Genomic DNA, 15897 nt, shown 5'->3' with positions numbered 1-15897 from the left:
GTGCATGATGGTCGACAGMGCATAGGCCAGATAGCGCTCTTCCAGCGCCTTCTTCAGATCGACCGGTTCGACATGATCGCCACCGCCATTTTCAGGCGGCAAAAGCCTTTTTCCCATGGGCTGGACCTAGCCGAGCGGGTGATTCGCGGCAAGGGGCCGACAGATGTACCGGCGCTTCTGCAACATGAAACCGCAGGCCAACGGATGTCGACCAACATCAGCCTGTTACATCAGGCCTCTAAGGCCAAGCGTGATGATATCAGGCAACCGGCTCTTCATTACAAATTCACCGGTTTGCGCAAAGACGGTGGGATCGAGTTTGCCTTTCACCGTGATTTTCGACCATTGTGCCGGGACACGCCTTTTTCCCGTCCAGTTCGTCACGGAATGGTGATGGCGCAAAGAATTGAAAAATAATTTCAGGACACTCTCAGGGACCTTGCGATGACAATCAACCGCTCAACTCTCCAGAAGTTCGCCTTTTCGACCTTTTTGCTCACGCTGCCGCTGAACGCGGCCCTCGCCCAGGATGCAGCGGTCGCCGACCGGCTGAAGGCTGCACTTTCCGCCCAGGGCGTCGACATCTCCTGGACCGGCGTGACCGGCGACAACACCAGCATGGTGCTGCAGGGCGTTGCCATCAAGCCGGCGGCGGAAAAGGAAGCGCTCCCCATCGGCGACGTCAAGCTCGAGGGCGTGACCGAGGGAAACGGCGGCTATGATATCGCCACCGTGTCGACATCGGCATTCGAACACTCAAAGGACGGCGTCACGCTCAACCTCAGCCCCTTCGTCATCCACGGCATGACGGTTCCGGCCGACGGCTCCACCGGTCCGCTGGGCTCGCTGATGATGTACAAGTCGGCCGAACTCTCAAACATGACCGTCAAGGTCGCCGACAAGACCGCCTTCTCGATGGACGGACTTGCCGTCGAGATCACGCCGCCGGCGGACGGTAAGGCGATGGAATTCACCGCAACCACGGAAAAGTTCAATGCCGACCTGACGCTGGTCGACGACCCCAAGTCCAAGGAAGTCATCAACGCGCTCGGCTACCAGAACATCGCGGGCAATCTTGAGATGGCCGGCACCTGGCAGCCCACGGACGGCAAGATGGAACTGTCGAAATACGACATTTCCGTCGAGAACGCCGGCACGCTCGGCATGACCTTCGACCTCGGCGGCTACACGATGGACTTCATCAAGTCGCTGCAGGAAATGCAGAAGAAGATGGCGGCACAGCCCGAAGGTGCCGACAATTCGGCGCAAGGCATGGCCATGCTCGGCCTGTTGCAGCAGCTTTCGTTCAACAGCGCCTCGATCCGTTTCGACGACGATTCGCTGACCAACAAGGTGCTGGAATATGTCGGCAAGCAGCAAGGCATGTCGGCCAAGGACATCGCCAACCAGGCCAAGGCGATCGTGCCGTTCGGCATGGCTCAGCTCAACAATCCGGAACTGACGGCGCAGGTGACCGCGGCCGTCGGCAAGTATCTCGACGATCCGAAGAGCCTCGAAATCTCGGCCGAACCGCCGGCATCTGTGCCGTTCGCGCTGATCATGGCGGGCGCCATGTCCAACCCGCTCGAATTGCCGAAGACGCTCGGCGTCGCCGTCAAGGCGAACGAAGACTGATCGAAGCGACCCCGATACGCGAAAAAGCCCGGTAGCGATGCCGGGCTTTTTTGTGGGATTAGCGAATCGAAAGAATCGGTTCGGGCGGTTCTTTAAAGCATCACCCGAGGCGCGATCAGGCGTCTTTCTTGGGTGCGGCGACGCGCAGCGCCAGTTCGCGAAGCTGCTGCGGGCTTGCTTCCGAAGGCGCGTTCATCAACAAATCGTAGGCCTGCTGGTTCATCGGGAACATGGTGATCTCACGCAGGTTCTTCGCGCCGACCAGCAGCATGACGACACGATCGACGCCGGCGGCCATGCCGCCATGCGGCGGCGCGCCGTACTGGAAGGCGCGGTAGAGGCCGCCGAAGCGCTCCTCGACCGTGGCGCGATCCAGCCCGACCGTCTCGAACGCCTTGACCATGGTCTCGGGCAAATGGTTGCGGATACCGCCAGAGGCGATTTCGAAGCCATTGCAGACCATGTCGTACTGGAACGCCTTGATGCCGAGCAGATCCTCGCCATTCAGCGCATCGATACCGCCCTGCGGCATCGAGAACGGGTTGTGGGCGAAGTCGATCTTCTTCTCTTCCTCGTTCCATTCGAAGAACGGGAAATCGACGATCCAGCACAGTTCGAAACGCTCGCGGTCGACCAGGTTCAGCTCCTCGCCGGCGCGGGTGCGTGCAGCACCGGCGAAAGACACGAACTTCTTCGGGTCGCCGGCGACAAAGAAGGCGGCGTCGCCGCCGGCAAGGCCGAGCTGTTGCCGGATCGCTTCGGTGCGCTCCTCGCCGATGTTCTTGGCGAGCGGACCGGCGCCTTCGATCTTGTCGCCTTCCTTGCGCCAGAAGATGTAGCCCAGCCCAGGCTGGCCCTCGCCTTGCGCCCAGGAGTTCATGCGGTCGCAGAAGGCGCGGCTGCCACCGGTCTTTGCCGGAATGCCCCACACCTCGGCCTTCGGGTCGTTGGCCAGGATGTTGGCGAACACCTTGAAGCCGGAATCGCGGAAGTGATCGGAGACGGCCTGCATCTCGATCGGGTTGCGCAGGTCCGGCTTGTCGGAACCGTATTTGCGCATGGCGACATCATAGGGGATGCGCTGGAATTTCTGCGTCACCGGCTTGCCGTTGGCGAAGGCCTCGAAGACCCCGCGCATGACCGGTTCCATGGTCGACAGCACGTCGTCCTGCTCGACGAAGCTCATTTCGAGGTCGAGCTGGTAGAATTCGCCCGGCAGCCGGTCGGCGCGCGGGTCCTCGTCGCGGAAGCATGGCGCGATCTGGAAGTAACGGTCGAAGCCCGMCAYCATGATCAGCTGCTTGTACTGCTGCGGCGCCTGCGGCAGCGCGTAGAAGGTGCCGGGATGGATGCGCGACGGCACCAGGAAGTCGCGCGCGCCTTCCGGCGACGAAGCGGTCAGGATCGGCGTCGAGAATTCGGTGAAGCCGACCTCGCCCATACGCCTGCGCATTTCGGCGATGATTTTTGTCCGGGCGATGATGTTCTTGTGCAGGGTCTCACGGCGCAGGTCGAGGAAGCGGTATTTCAGCCTTATATCCTCGGGATAGTCAGGCTCGCCGAACACCGGCAGCGGCAATTCCTTGGCCGCCGACAGCACCTCGATCTCGCGTGCGAAAATCTCGATCTCGCCGGTGGGCAGGTTGGCGTTCGTGGTCTCGGGCAAGCGCGCCTTGACCTCGCCGTCGACGCGGATGACCCACTCGCCACGCACTGTCTCAGCAACCTTGAAGGCTGGCGAATCCGGATCGGCGACGATCTGGGTCAGGCCATAATTGTCGCGCAGGTCGATGAACAGCAGGCCGCCATGATCGCGCACGCGATGCACCCAGCCAGACAGGCGAACGGTCGAGCCGACGTCGCTCTTCCTCAATTGGGCACAGGTATGGCTGCGGTAACGGTGCATTGTCATTGGTAGGATCCGGGGTGCTGCGTTGCCGGCCGAAGCATCACAGCCCGGCCTCAAAATTTGCGCGAAAAGCGCATGGGAGGCCGGATTTGTCAAGGCAAGTGGCGCCGGGCGCCGCCCGACAGGCGCAGCAAGCCCCTTGGCTAGCGACAGCGCAACGGATTCAGGCGGCGTCCCCACGGCAAGCCGCGTCGTAATCGGCCAGCACCTGGCCGATCGCTGTATGAAGAATGGCCGCGGGATTCCCTGCAGGCCCCAGTTCGGCCGGCACCATCGGCAGGAATTGCCGCATCAGCGTTTCGGGAATAGCGACGCCGTTGAGCACCTCGCGCAGGCGGCCAACGGCAACGCCGGCAGTGGGGTTGCTCCAGTAATAGCGGATGCGGTCACTGTAGCTGTAGTGCCGCTGCAAATAGAGGCTCGCGTCACTGCCGTGATAGTGACTGTGCCAATGGCCCGGCGCTGCGAGCATCACGCGCTCCATCGTGCTGGCCAGCGATCTATCGCCGTAATCCGCGACCATTTCGGACGCGATCAGGTCGAGCCCGTAAAGCGCCTCGCGCAAGGCGAATGTCAGGCCCGGGCCGACCTTGAGGATGGGAAAGCCGTTGCCGACAAGTGCGGTCAGCGCCGCGCGGCTCTGATAGTCGGTGGAATGCGCCTCGTAGACGAGCGACCGTTCCTCATCAAGCAATCCGGTCAGCGCTTTGGACGCCTCCGGCCTGTAGGCGACGACGTTCTGGCTGCCGAATTCAACGCCCGGCTGCACGACCACGGCGATGACGCGGCCAAACGCTTCGGCCAGGCCTTCCCGGGCAAAGATCTGGCGATGCACATCGATCGTGCGGCGCGCCGCTGCCGCTTCGGTGGGCCTCAGGTCGCTGATCGTGTGATCGACGCCGCCCGGGGCGGGAACCTCGGTGCCTATGATGTAGACCGGCAATGCACCGCCACTGGCGTGGGCCGCCTTTTCAGCCGCCCTGGCCAGCCGCACCGCCCGCATGGCGATCGTCTCGTCGTCCAGGGCCGCCGGCTCGCCGGCGCATCCCATCGACGCGTCGAGGTGGATCTTGCTGAAGCCGGCCCAGACATAGGCGGTGACCATGGCTTCGGCCTTGCTCATCGCCTGTGCGGCCGGCTCCGCGCGCCACGGGTTCGGTCCAAGGTGGTCGCCACCGAAGATGATGCGTGAGGCCTCCAGGCCTTCCCTGCTGGCGATCTCCTGCACGAAGGCGATGAACAGGTCCGGGGTCATCCCGGTGTAGCCGCCGAACTGGTTGACCTGGTTGCAGGTCGCCTCGATCAGCAGCGTGGTTTCCTTGTCCTGGACGGCGCGCCTTATGGCCGTCTGGATCACCAGCGGATGGGCCGAGCAGATCGAGGTGATGCCGTAAGGCGATCCGTTTCTGCGGGCGCCGGCGAGGCCTGCAAGCGGGTTGGCCATCATGTCGCCCTCTGTGTCCCGGCGATAAAACCGTCAAGCACATCAAAGCCGGCGATGCCTTCCATGGGTCCGCGCCGCGTGACGTTGCGGGCGCCGGCGGCATTGGCATAAAATAGCGCCTTGCCGGGCTCCATCCCCATGCGCCGGCAAGTCAGGTAGGTCGCGCCGAAACAGTCGCCGGCTCCGGTCGGGTCCACTTCTTCCACCAGGAAGCCGGCGCAGTCGATCCTGCTGCCATCGGCAGCGAACCGGGACGAGCCGGCAGCCCCTCGCTTCAGCACGATCTCGCCGACGCCCCTGGCGATCAACGCCTTCACCGCCTGGCATTCATCATCGACCCCTGCCGCGGTAAGCAACTCTTCACCGGAGGGAAGCAGCAGATCGGCATCGTCGACCAGGGCGGAAAATTGCGCACCGTCGGCGCCGTCGATCAGCTCCTTGCGCACATTCGGATCGAAGGAGGTCGAGCCGCCGCGGGCGCGCACCGCCTTCGTGGCATAGGCAACGATGTCCCTCAGCCCGGCTACGGACAGAGTGGATCCCATGACATGCAGGTGGCCGGCCCTGTCCGCCAGTTGGCGCGCCTCGGTGGTGAGGCGGATTTGCCCGGCGGCGGATTCGGCGATGTTGTAGACGAAGTCGCGGCCGCCATCGGGCCTGTAGCGAACGAAAGCGCTTCCCGTCGGGTAGCGATCGCTGACGGCCACGGCGGACACGTCGACGCCGTCGCGCCTGAGCCTTTCCAGATTGATCGTGCCGAAATCGTCGCGGCCGACGCAGCCGACGAGCCCGGCGCCGCCGCCCAGCCTTGCGACCTGATCGATGAAGATGGCAGGAGCACCGCTCGGGTAAGGGCCGACCAGCGTCATCGGTTCGAGGAACCCCAGACCCCGCTCCGTCGCCATGATCTCGACCAGGATTTCGCCGGCGGCAATCGTCGGCCCCACGGATTCGGACGCGATCTCCCTTCGGCGGGAAAAGCTCATTCCTGTAATTCCTTCTCTCCCCAGCCGGAGCGGACGCGGATCGTGTCGGCGTGCGGGTTGTACGATCGCTCCTGACCTGTAGCCGAGGTAATTCGCATCGCGAGCGAAGTCAACATAAACTGCACGTACGTTCATTTTATTTGCTACGCACGCGCCTTTCCCGATGTGCCAAATGGCAAGAAGCTGTGCGCCGCGCTGGGTCTGGCCGCCAAATATCAACTCCTATGCAGCTTGACTTGGGTGTTTTCAAGCGCAATAAAATATATACGCATGTTCACTTACACATGCGCATTCGTAAAGGAGGAGACGAAATGCCAATTGGTAAGCGTATTGGAATTCTCGCCGCGTCGGTCGCCGCTTCCGCACTAATGGCGACTGCCGTCCTGGCCGCGGAGATCACGGTTGCGACGGTCAACAATGGCGACATGATCATCATGCAGAAGCTGTCGCCGGAATGGGAGAAGGCGACGGGAAACAAGGTCAACTGGGTGGTGCTGGAGGAAAACGTCCTGCGCGAGCGGGTCACCACCGACATCGCCACCAAGGGCGGCCAGTTCGACGTGCTGACCATCGGCGGCTATGAAACGCCGATCTGGGGCAAGAGCGGCTGGCTGACATCGCTCAACGATCTTGGCGACGACTATGACTATGACGATCTCATCGCGCCGGTGCGCAGCGGCCTGACGGTCGACGGCAAGCTCTATGCCGTGCCCTTCTACGCCGAAAGCTCGTTCACGCTCTACCGCAAGGACCTGTTCGACGCCGCCGGGCTGAAGATGCCGGAGCAGCCCACCTATGACCAGATCACCGAATTCGCCGACAAACTCACCGACAAGTCGAAGGAGCAATACGGCCTGTGCCTGCGCGGCAAGCCGGGCTGGGGCGAGAACATGGCCTTTGTCGGCACGCTGGTGAACACGTTCGGCGGCCGCTGGTTCGACATGGACTGGAAGCCGCAGATCAATTCGGATGCATGGAAGAAGGCGATCGGCTGGTATGTCGACACGATGAAGAAGGATGGACCTCCCGGAATAAGCTCCAACGGCTTCAACGAGAACCAGACCTTGTTCGCCTCCGGCCATTGCGCCATGTGGATCGACGCCACGTCAGCCGCGGGTCGTGTCTATGATCCGAAGCAGAGCAAGGTTGCCGACAAGGTCGCCTTCGCCAAGGCACCGGTGGCGGTCACGCCCAACGGTTCGGCCTGGGGCTGGGCATGGAGTCTCGCCATCCCGGCGAGTTCCACCAAGGCGGATGCCGCGAAGTCGTTCGTGAAATGGGCGACCTCGAAAGCCTACGTCCAGCGCGTCGGCGAGACCGAGGGCTGGGTCGCCGCACCTCCAGGAACGCGCAAATCCACCTATGCCAGCCCGGACTACCAGAAAGCAGCCCCGTTCGCCGCAACGGTGCTTTCGGCGATCGAATCCGCCGATCCGACCAAGCAGACCAAGGATCCCGTCCCCTATACCGGCATCCAGTTCGTCGCCATCCCCGAATTCCAGGGCATCGGCACCGAGGTCGGCCAGGCGATTGCCGCCGCGGTCACCGGTCAGCAGTCGGTCGACGATGTGCTCAACGGCGCCCAGACCGCCGTGGAGAAGACGATGACGGAGGCAGGCTACATCAAATAGGCGGGTTCAAGCCCAGACAGGTGAGCCAGGAGGCGGAATGAGCACAGCCTCCTGGCGATCCGGGCCTGAAAAGCCTCCCATTGTAGCAGGCCTGGAGGATGCACGGATCCGCCACAGCGGGTCCGTGCGTTTCTCAGGCGGCGTCAAGGATCCGATGGGGCACGTCTCCCGTGACGTTGCGCCGGTCGCCATCCGGGCGCTCTGACAGCGTTTTCAAAAACTCGCGGAATTGGATTTGAAGATGAAACTGAACAACAAGATTGCCCTCATAACAGGCGGTGCGCGCGGCATTGGCCTGGGTTTCGCGCAAGCCTATGCCCGCGAAGGCGCCAAGGTGGTGATTGCCGATATCGACATCAAGCGTGCCACGCGGGCAGCCGCCGCGATCGGTGCGGCGGCCAGAGCCATCCAGCTTGACGTCACCGACCTCGGTGCGATCGACAGGGTCGTGGCGGAGGTCGACCGCGATTTCGGCGGCATCGATATCCTCGTCAACAATGCAGCCATCTTCGACATGGCGCCGATAACCGACATCACCGAAGCGAGCTATGACAGGGTGTTCGCCATTAATCTCAAGGCGCCGCTGTTCATGATGAAGGCGGTGGCCAATTGTGATGATCGCGCGCGGTCGCGGCGGCAAGATCATCAACATGGCGAGCCAGGCCGGTCGGCGCGGCGAGGCGCTGGTGACGCTTTACTGCGCCTCCAAGGCAGCCATCATTTCGGCCACGCAGTCGGCGGCGCTGGCGCTGGTCAAACACGGCATCAATGTCAACGCGATCGCGCCCGGTGTCGTCGACGGCGAGCATTGGGATGTCGTCGATGCGCATTTTGCCCGCTGGGAAGGCCTCAAGCCGGGCGAGAAGAAGGCGGCAGTGGCCAGATCGGTCCCGATCGGCCGCTTCGCGCAGCCCGAGGATATTGCCGGGCTCGCCGTGTTCCTGGCATCGCCCGACAGCGACTACATCCTTGCGCAGACATACAATGTCGACGGCGGCAACTGGATGAGCTGACGCGCCCGAGCCGCGCCATCCGGGACAAGGTCGTCCAGGCAGGGGAGACTGAAATGAAGGCCATCCGATTTACCGCCGCAGGCGTTGCGGGCATGGCGGAGCTGGAGATGCCCGCGATCAAACCGGGGCATGCCCTGGTACGGGTCCGCGCGGCCGGCCTTTGCCATACCGATATCGAGGTGCTGCATGACCGCTACGGCGAAGGCGCGTTTCCGCTGGTCCCCGGCCACGAATACGCGGGCACCGTCGAGGCGGTCGCCAGCGATGTCACCACCGTCAAGCCGGGCGACCGGGTCGCTGTCGATCCCAACATCTCGTGCGGGCATTGCCCGGCCTGCAGGAAGGGGCTGACGAATCTGTGCGCCAGTCTGAAGGCCTATGGCGTGACCGAGAACGGCGGCTTCGCCGAGTTCAGCATGGTTGCCATCGACCATCTGCATGGGATCGGCGATCTCGGTTTCGCCACGGCAGCGCTCGCCGAGCCGCTCGCCTGTGTCCTCAATGGTCTCGGTGCCGCCGGGCTCGGAACCGGCACTAGCACGCCCGGCACCGCGCTGGTCTTCGGCGCTGGGCCGATCGGCCTTCTGCTTGCCCTCTCGCTCCGGGCCAAGGGTGTCAGCAGCGTGGCGGTCGCCGATATCAGCGAACAGCGCCTCGCCTTCGCCGAGGCGCTCGGTCTGGAGCCGCTGGTGTCCGGATCGCAGGCGCTGTCGGCGCGGGCGCGGGGCTTCGATTTCGTTGCCGACGCCACCGGCGTCGCCAAGGTGGTCGAAGGCATGATCGGTTTCACCGCCGATGGCGGGACGGCGCTCATTTTCGGTGTCTGCGCACCCAATGCCAGGATCTCGGTCGCCCCGTTCGAGATTTTCCGCCGGCAGATCAGATTGGCGGGGTCGCACTCATTGAACCGCAACATCCCGCAGGCGCTCGACATTCTCAGCCAGGACGACGGCACGATGGCACGGCTTGTCGGCCATCGGCTGCCGCTTTCCGAACTGCTGCCGTTCTTCGCCAAAGCCGGAGGCGACCCAACGACAATGAAAGTACAGTTTTCCTCGGAGCCGTGATTTCCAGAAGTTCAGCCGCGCCCATGAACACACGCGGTCTCCCGCTCTCGGAAAGAACATCCCACCTCCTTTCCGCGAAAAGGTGACTCAAGTAGACAGTGGCGACGGCAGTTCGAGCAGGGAGCCCGTGAATGGCAAAGACAATCAGGACGATGGAGGACTTCTCGGCCTTCGTCGGCTTGTCCCGCACGACGGTTTCCAAATATTTCAACGACCCCAGCTCGGTACGGAAAAATACTCGAAACGTGATCGAGGCCGCGCAAAGGAAGTCCGGCTTTCGGCCGAGCATGTTCGCCGTCAATCTCAATCGCCGCCGCAGCAACATTCTGGGCGTCATCATTCCGAATTCGACGGACCCGTTCTACATGGCGCTGACGCGCCGTATCGAAACGATCGCCAACGAAGCCGGTTTCCTGGCTTTTGTGCTGTCTTCCGACGGACGCGCCGAAATGGAAGACCAGGCGATCCAGACATTCAAGTCGATGAACATTGCCGGCGCAATCATAGCGCCGCTCGGCGTGCAGTCCCATCACCGTATCCTGGCCGAACTCGGATCGAGCATCCCACTGATCTATGTCGACTCGCCGCTCGACGAGACCTCGTCGTTCGTCGGCACCGACAACAGGYAGAGCTTCAGGCTCATCGTCGATTATCTCTGCAGGTCAGGCGAGCCGCCTTGTTATTTCGCCATGCCGCTGGTCAACAACAACGCCTCGGCCAGACAGGACGCCTATGTCGAGGCCATGCAGCAGTTCAAGATGACGCCTGAAATCGTGCCCGTCGTCGACGCGCGGTCATGGGATTTCGAGAAATTCGGCTTTGATGAAGCGCTTCGTATCCTGAAGGGGCAAGGTTTTCCGACCAGGACCGTGCTTTGCGCCAACGACCGTGTTGCCTTCGGCGTGATCGCGGCCGCGTATCAACTGGGCCTGAAAGTAGGCCACGGGGCCGACTGCGACATGCGGGTCGCGGGGCATGACGACCATCCCTTGTCGCGCTACGCCTGCCCGCCGATCACGACTGTTGCGCAGAACTACAACGAGATCGGCCGCCTGGCCATCGAACTTCTGCTGGAGAGGCTGGATGAGAAATCCTCGGCCAAACCAGACGGCGGACGCATCCTGCTCAACGCGGAATTGATGCTGCGAAGTTCGGCTTGAGCCGGCACAGGCGGGCTGAACGCCACAACAGAGCCGGCGATCTCCCATCTTTCGCAGCGCGGTTATCCGCGCGGCCGAGTTCCGTTTGGAATTGTCGCTGGCATTGACGGAAGCGATGGTTCAAGAAGGATCAACGACAAGCGGTTGTTTTCCTTCATGTCCTCCATCCGCCCGCTGATCCCGCTCCTGCTCGCCGCCGGCATCCTGCTTGGCGGCAATGGGCTGCAGAGCACGCTGATCGCGCTGCGCGGCGCGCAGGAAGGGTTTTCCGCCTCCGACATCGGTCTGATGGGCACCTTCTATTTCGCCGGCTTCCTGCTCGGCTGCCTGGCCATCACCCGCATCATGAAGGCGGTGGGCCATATCAGGGCCTTTTCGGCGCTGGCGGCAATCGCCTCTGTCGGCACCCTGTTGCTGGTGCTGGTTCTCGATCCGGTGATGTGGTGCGCGGTGCGCTTTGCCGGCGGCTTCTGCTTTGCCGGACTGTTCACCATCGTCGAAAGCTGGCTGAATTCCGGCGTCAGCAATCGCGACCGCGCGCGCGTGCTGGCGATCTACAGGATGGTCGACACCGGTTCGGTGACCGGCGCCCAGTTCCTCATCCCGATCTTCGGTGCCGGCGGCTTCACCATTTTTGCCATCATGTCGATCATGATCACGCTCTCGCTGGTGCCGGTCTCGCTGGGCGACCGCTCCAACCCGACGCCGCCCGAGGAGGTCAAGCTCGACCTGGCGCGCGTCTGGCGGATTTCGCCGCTGGGCTGCTTCGGCTGCATGGCCGTCGGTGTCACCAACAGCGCCTTTCGCACATTGTCGCCGGTCTATGCCGAGCAGATCGGCATGTCGGTTGCCGATGTCGTGACCTTCGTCAGCGTCGGCATCTTCGGCGGTGCCATCATCCAGTATCCGCTCGGCTACCTCTCCGACCGCTGGGACCGGCGCCGGGTGCTGTTGATGACGACCTGCTGCGCGATGCTTTCAGCACTGGCGCTGGTGTTCATCGCCGGCAGCAATCCGCTGCTCAACTTCGTCATCATCTTCATCTTCGGCTGTTTCGCCATGCCGCTCTATTCGCTGTCGGCGGCGCATTCCAACGACCGCGCCGACACCGGCGAGTTCGTGCTGATCAACGCAGCCTTGATGTTGTTCTATTCCTTTGGTGCCATTGGCGGGCCGTTCGCCGCCTCGACGGCGATGCAGTATTTCGGACCGAGCGCGCTGTTCGTGTTCAGCGCCGTCGTCTATGCGATCTTCATCGCCGTCATCCTCTACCGGATGCAGGCCCGCTCCGGCGTCCCGGCGGGCAAGCGCAGCCGGTTCACCGCGCTGTTGCGCACATCGACGATTTTCGCGCGGCTGGCCAGAAGAAACGGCGATTCCGATGGGCCGGGAACCCCATGACGATGGCGCCACAGCTTGACGAAAGCGCTTCCGGCTGAAATCTAGGAAGACCTTACTCCTGTCAAAAGCGATTTGATGCACGTCATCACCACCCAGAAAGAACTCGAGACCGTTCTCGCCGCTTTCGAAAAGTCGGATTTCGTCACCGTCGATACCGAATTCATTCGAGAAACGACCTTTTGGCCGATCCTGTGCCTGATCCAGATGGCCGCACCCGGCGTGACGGCGTTGATCGATCCGCTGTCGCCCGACATCAACCTGGCGCCATTCTTCAAGCTGATGGCCAACGAGGCGGTGGTCAAAGTCTTCCACGCCGCAAGGCAGGATATCGAAATCATCGTCCATCTCGGCGATCTCGTTCCGCATCCGGTGTTCGACACGCAAGTGGCGGCGATGGTCTGCGGCTTCGGCGACAGCGTTTCCTACGATCAGCTCGTGCAGCGGATCACCGGCGCGCGGCTCGACAAGTCATCGCGCTTCACCGACTGGCGCCATCGGCCGCTTTCCGACAAGCAGCTCGACTATGCGCTGGCCGACGTCACCCATCTGATCGAGGTCTACCAGCACCTCAGCGCCGAGCTGGTGCGGGAAAACCGCGCTCACTGGCTGAACGAGGAGATGGATGTCCTCACCTCGCGCGAGACCTACGATCCGCATCCCGAGGATGCCTGGAAGCGGCTGAAGATGCGGCTGCGCAAACCGCAGGAACTGGCGATCGTGCAGGCCGTGGCCGCATGGCGCGAACGCGAGGCGCGCGAACGCGACGTACCGCGCGGCCGCGTGCTCAAGGACGACGCGATCTACGAGGTCGCGCAGCAGGCGCCGCGCGACGCGGCGGCCCTTGGCAAGCTGCGCACGACGCCGAAGGGCTGGGAGCGCTCCTCGACGGCGACGGCCCTGCTTGGCGCTGTCAACGCCGCGCTTGCCTTGCCCAAGGAGCAGATGCCGAAGCTGCCGAAGAACTTCCAGCCGCCCGAAGGCTCGAGCGCGGCGTCGGAACTGTTGAAAGTGCTGCTCAGGATCGTCGCCGAAAAGGAAGGTGTCGCCTCGAAAGTGCTGGCCTCCAGCGATGACATCGACCGCATCGCGGCCGAGGGCGAGGAGGCCGACGTGCCCGCCCTGCAAGGCTGGCGGCGCGCGGTGTTCGGCGAGGCCGCGCTGAAGCTGGTGCGCGGCGAGATCGGCTTCAAGTTCGACAAGCGCAAGATCGCGGTTTTCGACCTCTAGGCGCTTTACCCCCGCTTCGCTTTGCGGCGACCCTCCCTCACAGGGGGTAAGCAGATGCTTACACGGCTCCGAGCAGATGCAGTGCAAACCAGATCCAGGCGAGCGCCAGCACGGTAGCACCGAGGAAGAAAGAGCGGCTGCGCAGCCGCAGATTGTTGCTGGTCAGGTGGACCCAGGCGTGGAAATAGCGCGACGCGACAAAAATCCACATCAGCGCCAGGGTCAGGAAGTTGACGCCGTTGGTCACGTGCAGCGTCAGGCACAGCACGTAGAACAGCACCGGCAATTCGAACTGGTTGATGAGATTGCTGGCAACGGTGATGCTGGAGGCCGGCTCGGTCGACCGTAGCTTGTACTGACCGGCCTTGGCTTCACCAGATCTGACCGCCCCATATCTGCGGTGGCCCAGGACGATATAGACAATGTAGATCAGCAGCACCTGCGCCAGCAACGGCCAGAAGATCGTGGTCTGGTTCATGAACTGCCCTGCCCCGTTTTGGCRTCAAGCCTGGTGTTTCTGGYCCGCCAGCCAGAAAGCGGCGATGACGGTCAGCGGGACGGCGAGAAGCGCGAATTTGGTAACGATCAGCGCCGAGGCGAGAGACAGCGAATCCGGATTGGCCGACAGGAAATCGGACAGCAGGCTCGCCACCGCGATGTTCTGGGCATAATCGGCCAGCGTGTAGGGCAGTACCAGAATCAGCGCGAAGATCGACTGCAACTGCCCCGGCAACACGCGGAAATTCTTCAATCGCCGGCCGGTGGCCAGGATCAGGCTGACCAGTGTCACCGACAACAGCGCCGGGAACAGCAAATCAAAGGTCAGATAGTGCCAGACGAGAATGATCTCGCCGCCGCGCCGGCCGAGCGCCGTCAGCCAGGCCATGCCTTCGTCCGGCGTGAAGCCGAGAAAGCGCATATCAAGTGACGCGAGGCCGCCGCTCAACTGGCGGAAATAGAAGAATTCCAGCACCGTCATGGCGATGAAAACCGCCGCCGACAGGAAACAGAGCGCGGCCGCGTGGCGCGACAGCCGCAGTATCGTTGCGGCCAGGTTGCGCCAGAGCCCGTACGGATCAGGCTCCGCCGGGATAATTCGGGCTTTCGCGGGTAATCGTGACGTCATGGGCGTGGCTTTCACGAAGTCCGGCGTTGGATATGCGTACAAAAGTGGCGCGTTCGCGGAAATCGGCAAGATCGCGACCGCCGACATAACCCATAGCGGCTTTCAGCCCGCCTGCAAGCTGGTGCAGCACGCCAGACACAGGTCCTTTGTAGGGAACTTGCCCCTCGATGCCTTCCSGGACCAGTTTCAGCGTGTCGCGCACCTCGGCCTGGAAGTACCGATCGGCCGAGCCGCGCGCCATGGCGCCGACCGAGCCCATGMCGCGATAGGCCTTGAAGGAGCGGCCCTGRTGCAGATRGACCTCGCCCGGRCTTTCATCGGTGCCGGCCAGCAGCGAGCCGATCATGGCTGCACTGGCGCCGGCGGCGAGCGCCTTGGCCAGATCGCCGGAATATTTGATGCCGCCGTCRGCGATCACCGAGACGCCTGATTTGTGCGCCGTCTCGACCGCCGACATGATGGCCGAAAGCTGCGGCACMCCGACGCCGGCAACGATGCGAGTGGTGCAGATCGAGCCCGGGCYGATGCCGACCTTGACGGCATCCGCGCCGGCGTCGGCGCAGGATTGAAGGGCGAGACTCGCTCCGGAATGTGCATTGTGAACGAAAGCCCATGCGGCTGCACGAACTTCTCAGCGAGCTTTTCGCCGACGTCATGAACGATCGCCTCCAGGATCGCCTCACAAACGCTGCCAGTGTCTTCCTCGGTCTCCGCAATGCCGATACCCACCCACGTCGCGCCCTCGGTCTGAGCACAGCGCTGTTCGAGAAAGCGGACAAGCTTTGTGGCGTCGTAGGATCGCATGAAAAATTGCGGTCTCGCCTGACACGATGTCATCATCGCATAGGCTCGGCGAGTCTGGCACGCCAGACAGGGTCCGCAAAGGGTGGAGAGCGGTCCTTACGGCGAACGACCATCCACTTCGCCATCACCGTTCCCGGTGCAACCTCAAATCCCAGATGTTGATAGAACGAGACGACCTTCGTGTTCGTCTCCCATACCAGCAGTTGCACCTTCACGACGCCACGCCCACGCTTCGCCGGCCTCGACCATCTGCTTGCGCCCAACGGTCATCGGGTCACGAACGCGATTTGTCGATCATTTCGCGGATGCCTGCCGCAAAGGCTTTGACAGTAAAGCCGGGCGGTAGAGAGTCGATCAGTGCAATATCCGAAATCGCGCCTTTGAACCGAAGTGGACGCAATGCCRTGTACTCAGGCGAGTTGTACCATTTGTCGAGTGACTGCCGATCAGGGAACTCCATGACTACTATCGAGCCTGGCCACGCACCCTCCAAC

The 15897-nt window shown here is 62.7% G+C and carries 14 protein-coding genes and 2 pseudogenes; 9 read left to right on the top strand and 7 right to left on the bottom strand.

Translation table 11 applies throughout. The annotated features are described in order from the left end of the window. A partial coding sequence (locus ACXJ7R_RS10745) for a hypothetical protein (RefSeq protein WP_457151813.1) occupies positions 1 to 417 on the top strand: 417 nt, incomplete at its 5' end. 27 nt (positions 418 to 444) lie between these two features. Further along, on the top strand, positions 445 to 1635 hold the full coding sequence (locus tag ACXJ7R_RS10740) for a hypothetical protein (protein ID WP_457151810.1): 1191 nt from the start codon (positions 445 to 447) through the stop codon (positions 1633 to 1635). Between the two features lie 115 nt (positions 1636 to 1750). Here ACXJ7R_RS10740 and aspS read toward each other — a convergent pair whose 3' ends face one another. The 3 genes from aspS to ACXJ7R_RS10725 all read right to left on the bottom strand — a co-directional run bounded on the left by aspS (position 1751) and on the right by ACXJ7R_RS10725 (position 5974). Further along, the gene (gene aspS, locus ACXJ7R_RS10735) at positions 1751 to 3541 is read right to left on the bottom strand and encodes an aspartate--tRNA ligase (protein ID WP_457151812.1); all 1791 of its coding nucleotides are present in this window, start codon (positions 3539 to 3541) and stop codon (positions 1751 to 1753) included. 166 nt (positions 3542 to 3707) lie between these two features. Then, positions 3708 to 4991: a D-tagatose-bisphosphate aldolase, class II, non-catalytic subunit gene (locus ACXJ7R_RS10730; protein WP_457151809.1), complete on the bottom strand. Its 1284-nt coding sequence runs from the start codon at positions 4989 to 4991 to the stop codon at positions 3708 to 3710. Continuing rightward, positions 4988 to 5974 (bottom strand): tagatose kinase, encoded by a 987-nt coding sequence (locus ACXJ7R_RS10725; RefSeq protein ID WP_457151808.1) that lies wholly within the window; start codon positions 5972 to 5974, stop codon positions 4988 to 4990. Before ACXJ7R_RS10725 ends, ACXJ7R_RS10730 begins: the two co-directional genes overlap by 4 nt. A 311-nt stretch (positions 5975 to 6285) precedes the next feature. Here ACXJ7R_RS10725 and ACXJ7R_RS10720 point away from each other — a divergent pair, with 311 nt between their 5' ends. The 7 genes and pseudogenes from ACXJ7R_RS10720 to rnd all read left to right on the top strand — a co-directional run bounded on the left by ACXJ7R_RS10720 (position 6286) and on the right by rnd (position 13473). Continuing rightward, positions 6286 to 7605, top strand: a complete 1320-nt coding sequence (locus ACXJ7R_RS10720; protein WP_457151807.1) for an ABC transporter substrate-binding protein — start codon at positions 6286 to 6288, stop codon at positions 7603 to 7605. Between the two features lie 37 nt (positions 7606 to 7642). Further along, positions 7643 to 7810: a hypothetical protein gene (locus tag ACXJ7R_RS10715; RefSeq protein ID WP_457151806.1), complete on the top strand. Its 168-nt coding sequence runs from the start codon at positions 7643 to 7645 to the stop codon at positions 7808 to 7810. A 36-nt stretch (positions 7811 to 7846) separates the two neighbouring features. Continuing rightward, positions 7847 to 8618: pseudogene (locus ACXJ7R_RS10710) on the top strand (L-iditol 2-dehydrogenase). A gap of 53 nt (positions 8619 to 8671) precedes the next feature. Then, on the top strand, positions 8672 to 9685 hold the full coding sequence (locus tag ACXJ7R_RS10705) for a zinc-dependent alcohol dehydrogenase family protein (RefSeq protein WP_457151805.1): 1014 nt from the start codon (positions 8672 to 8674) through the stop codon (positions 9683 to 9685). Between the two features lie 152 nt (positions 9686 to 9837). Beyond that, positions 9838 to 10845 (top strand): LacI family DNA-binding transcriptional regulator, encoded by a 1008-nt coding sequence (locus ACXJ7R_RS10700; RefSeq protein WP_457151811.1) that lies wholly within the window; start codon positions 9838 to 9840, stop codon positions 10843 to 10845. A gap of 156 nt (positions 10846 to 11001) precedes the next feature. Continuing rightward, positions 11002 to 12246, top strand: coding sequence for an MFS transporter (locus ACXJ7R_RS10695; RefSeq protein ID WP_095085789.1), 1245 nt, complete (start codon positions 11002 to 11004; stop codon positions 12244 to 12246). Between the two features lie 75 nt (positions 12247 to 12321). After that, a complete protein-coding gene (rnd, locus tag ACXJ7R_RS10690; RefSeq protein WP_095085791.1) occupies positions 12322 to 13473 on the top strand; it encodes a ribonuclease D in 1152 nt (383 codons plus the stop codon). 58 nt (positions 13474 to 13531) lie between these two features. On the opposite strand, the gene ACXJ7R_RS10685 is transcribed toward rnd, so the two are convergent. The 4 genes and pseudogenes from ACXJ7R_RS10685 to ACXJ7R_RS10670 all read right to left on the bottom strand — a co-directional run. Next, entirely contained in the window at positions 13532 to 13951 is a 420-nt protein-coding gene (locus ACXJ7R_RS10685) for an MAPEG family protein (protein WP_457151804.1), read from the bottom strand. A 24-nt stretch (positions 13952 to 13975) separates the two neighbouring features. Beyond that, the gene (locus tag ACXJ7R_RS10680) at positions 13976 to 14599 is read right to left on the bottom strand and encodes a hypothetical protein (protein ID WP_457151803.1); all 624 of its coding nucleotides are present in this window, start codon (positions 14597 to 14599) and stop codon (positions 13976 to 13978) included. Further along, positions 14550 to 15167, bottom strand: a pseudogene (locus ACXJ7R_RS10675) (IMP dehydrogenase); the annotation flags it as partial. The pseudogene ACXJ7R_RS10675 and the gene ACXJ7R_RS10680, both read right to left, overlap by 50 nt. A 510-nt stretch (positions 15168 to 15677) precedes the next feature. Then, positions 15678 to 15897 (bottom strand): DUF1330 domain-containing protein (locus ACXJ7R_RS10670; RefSeq protein WP_457151802.1); only part of this gene is annotated, 220 nt, incomplete at its 5' end.

Source organism: Mesorhizobium sp. P5_C1, assembly GCF_054049815.1.
This window is presented reverse-complemented; position numbering and strand designations above follow the sequence as displayed.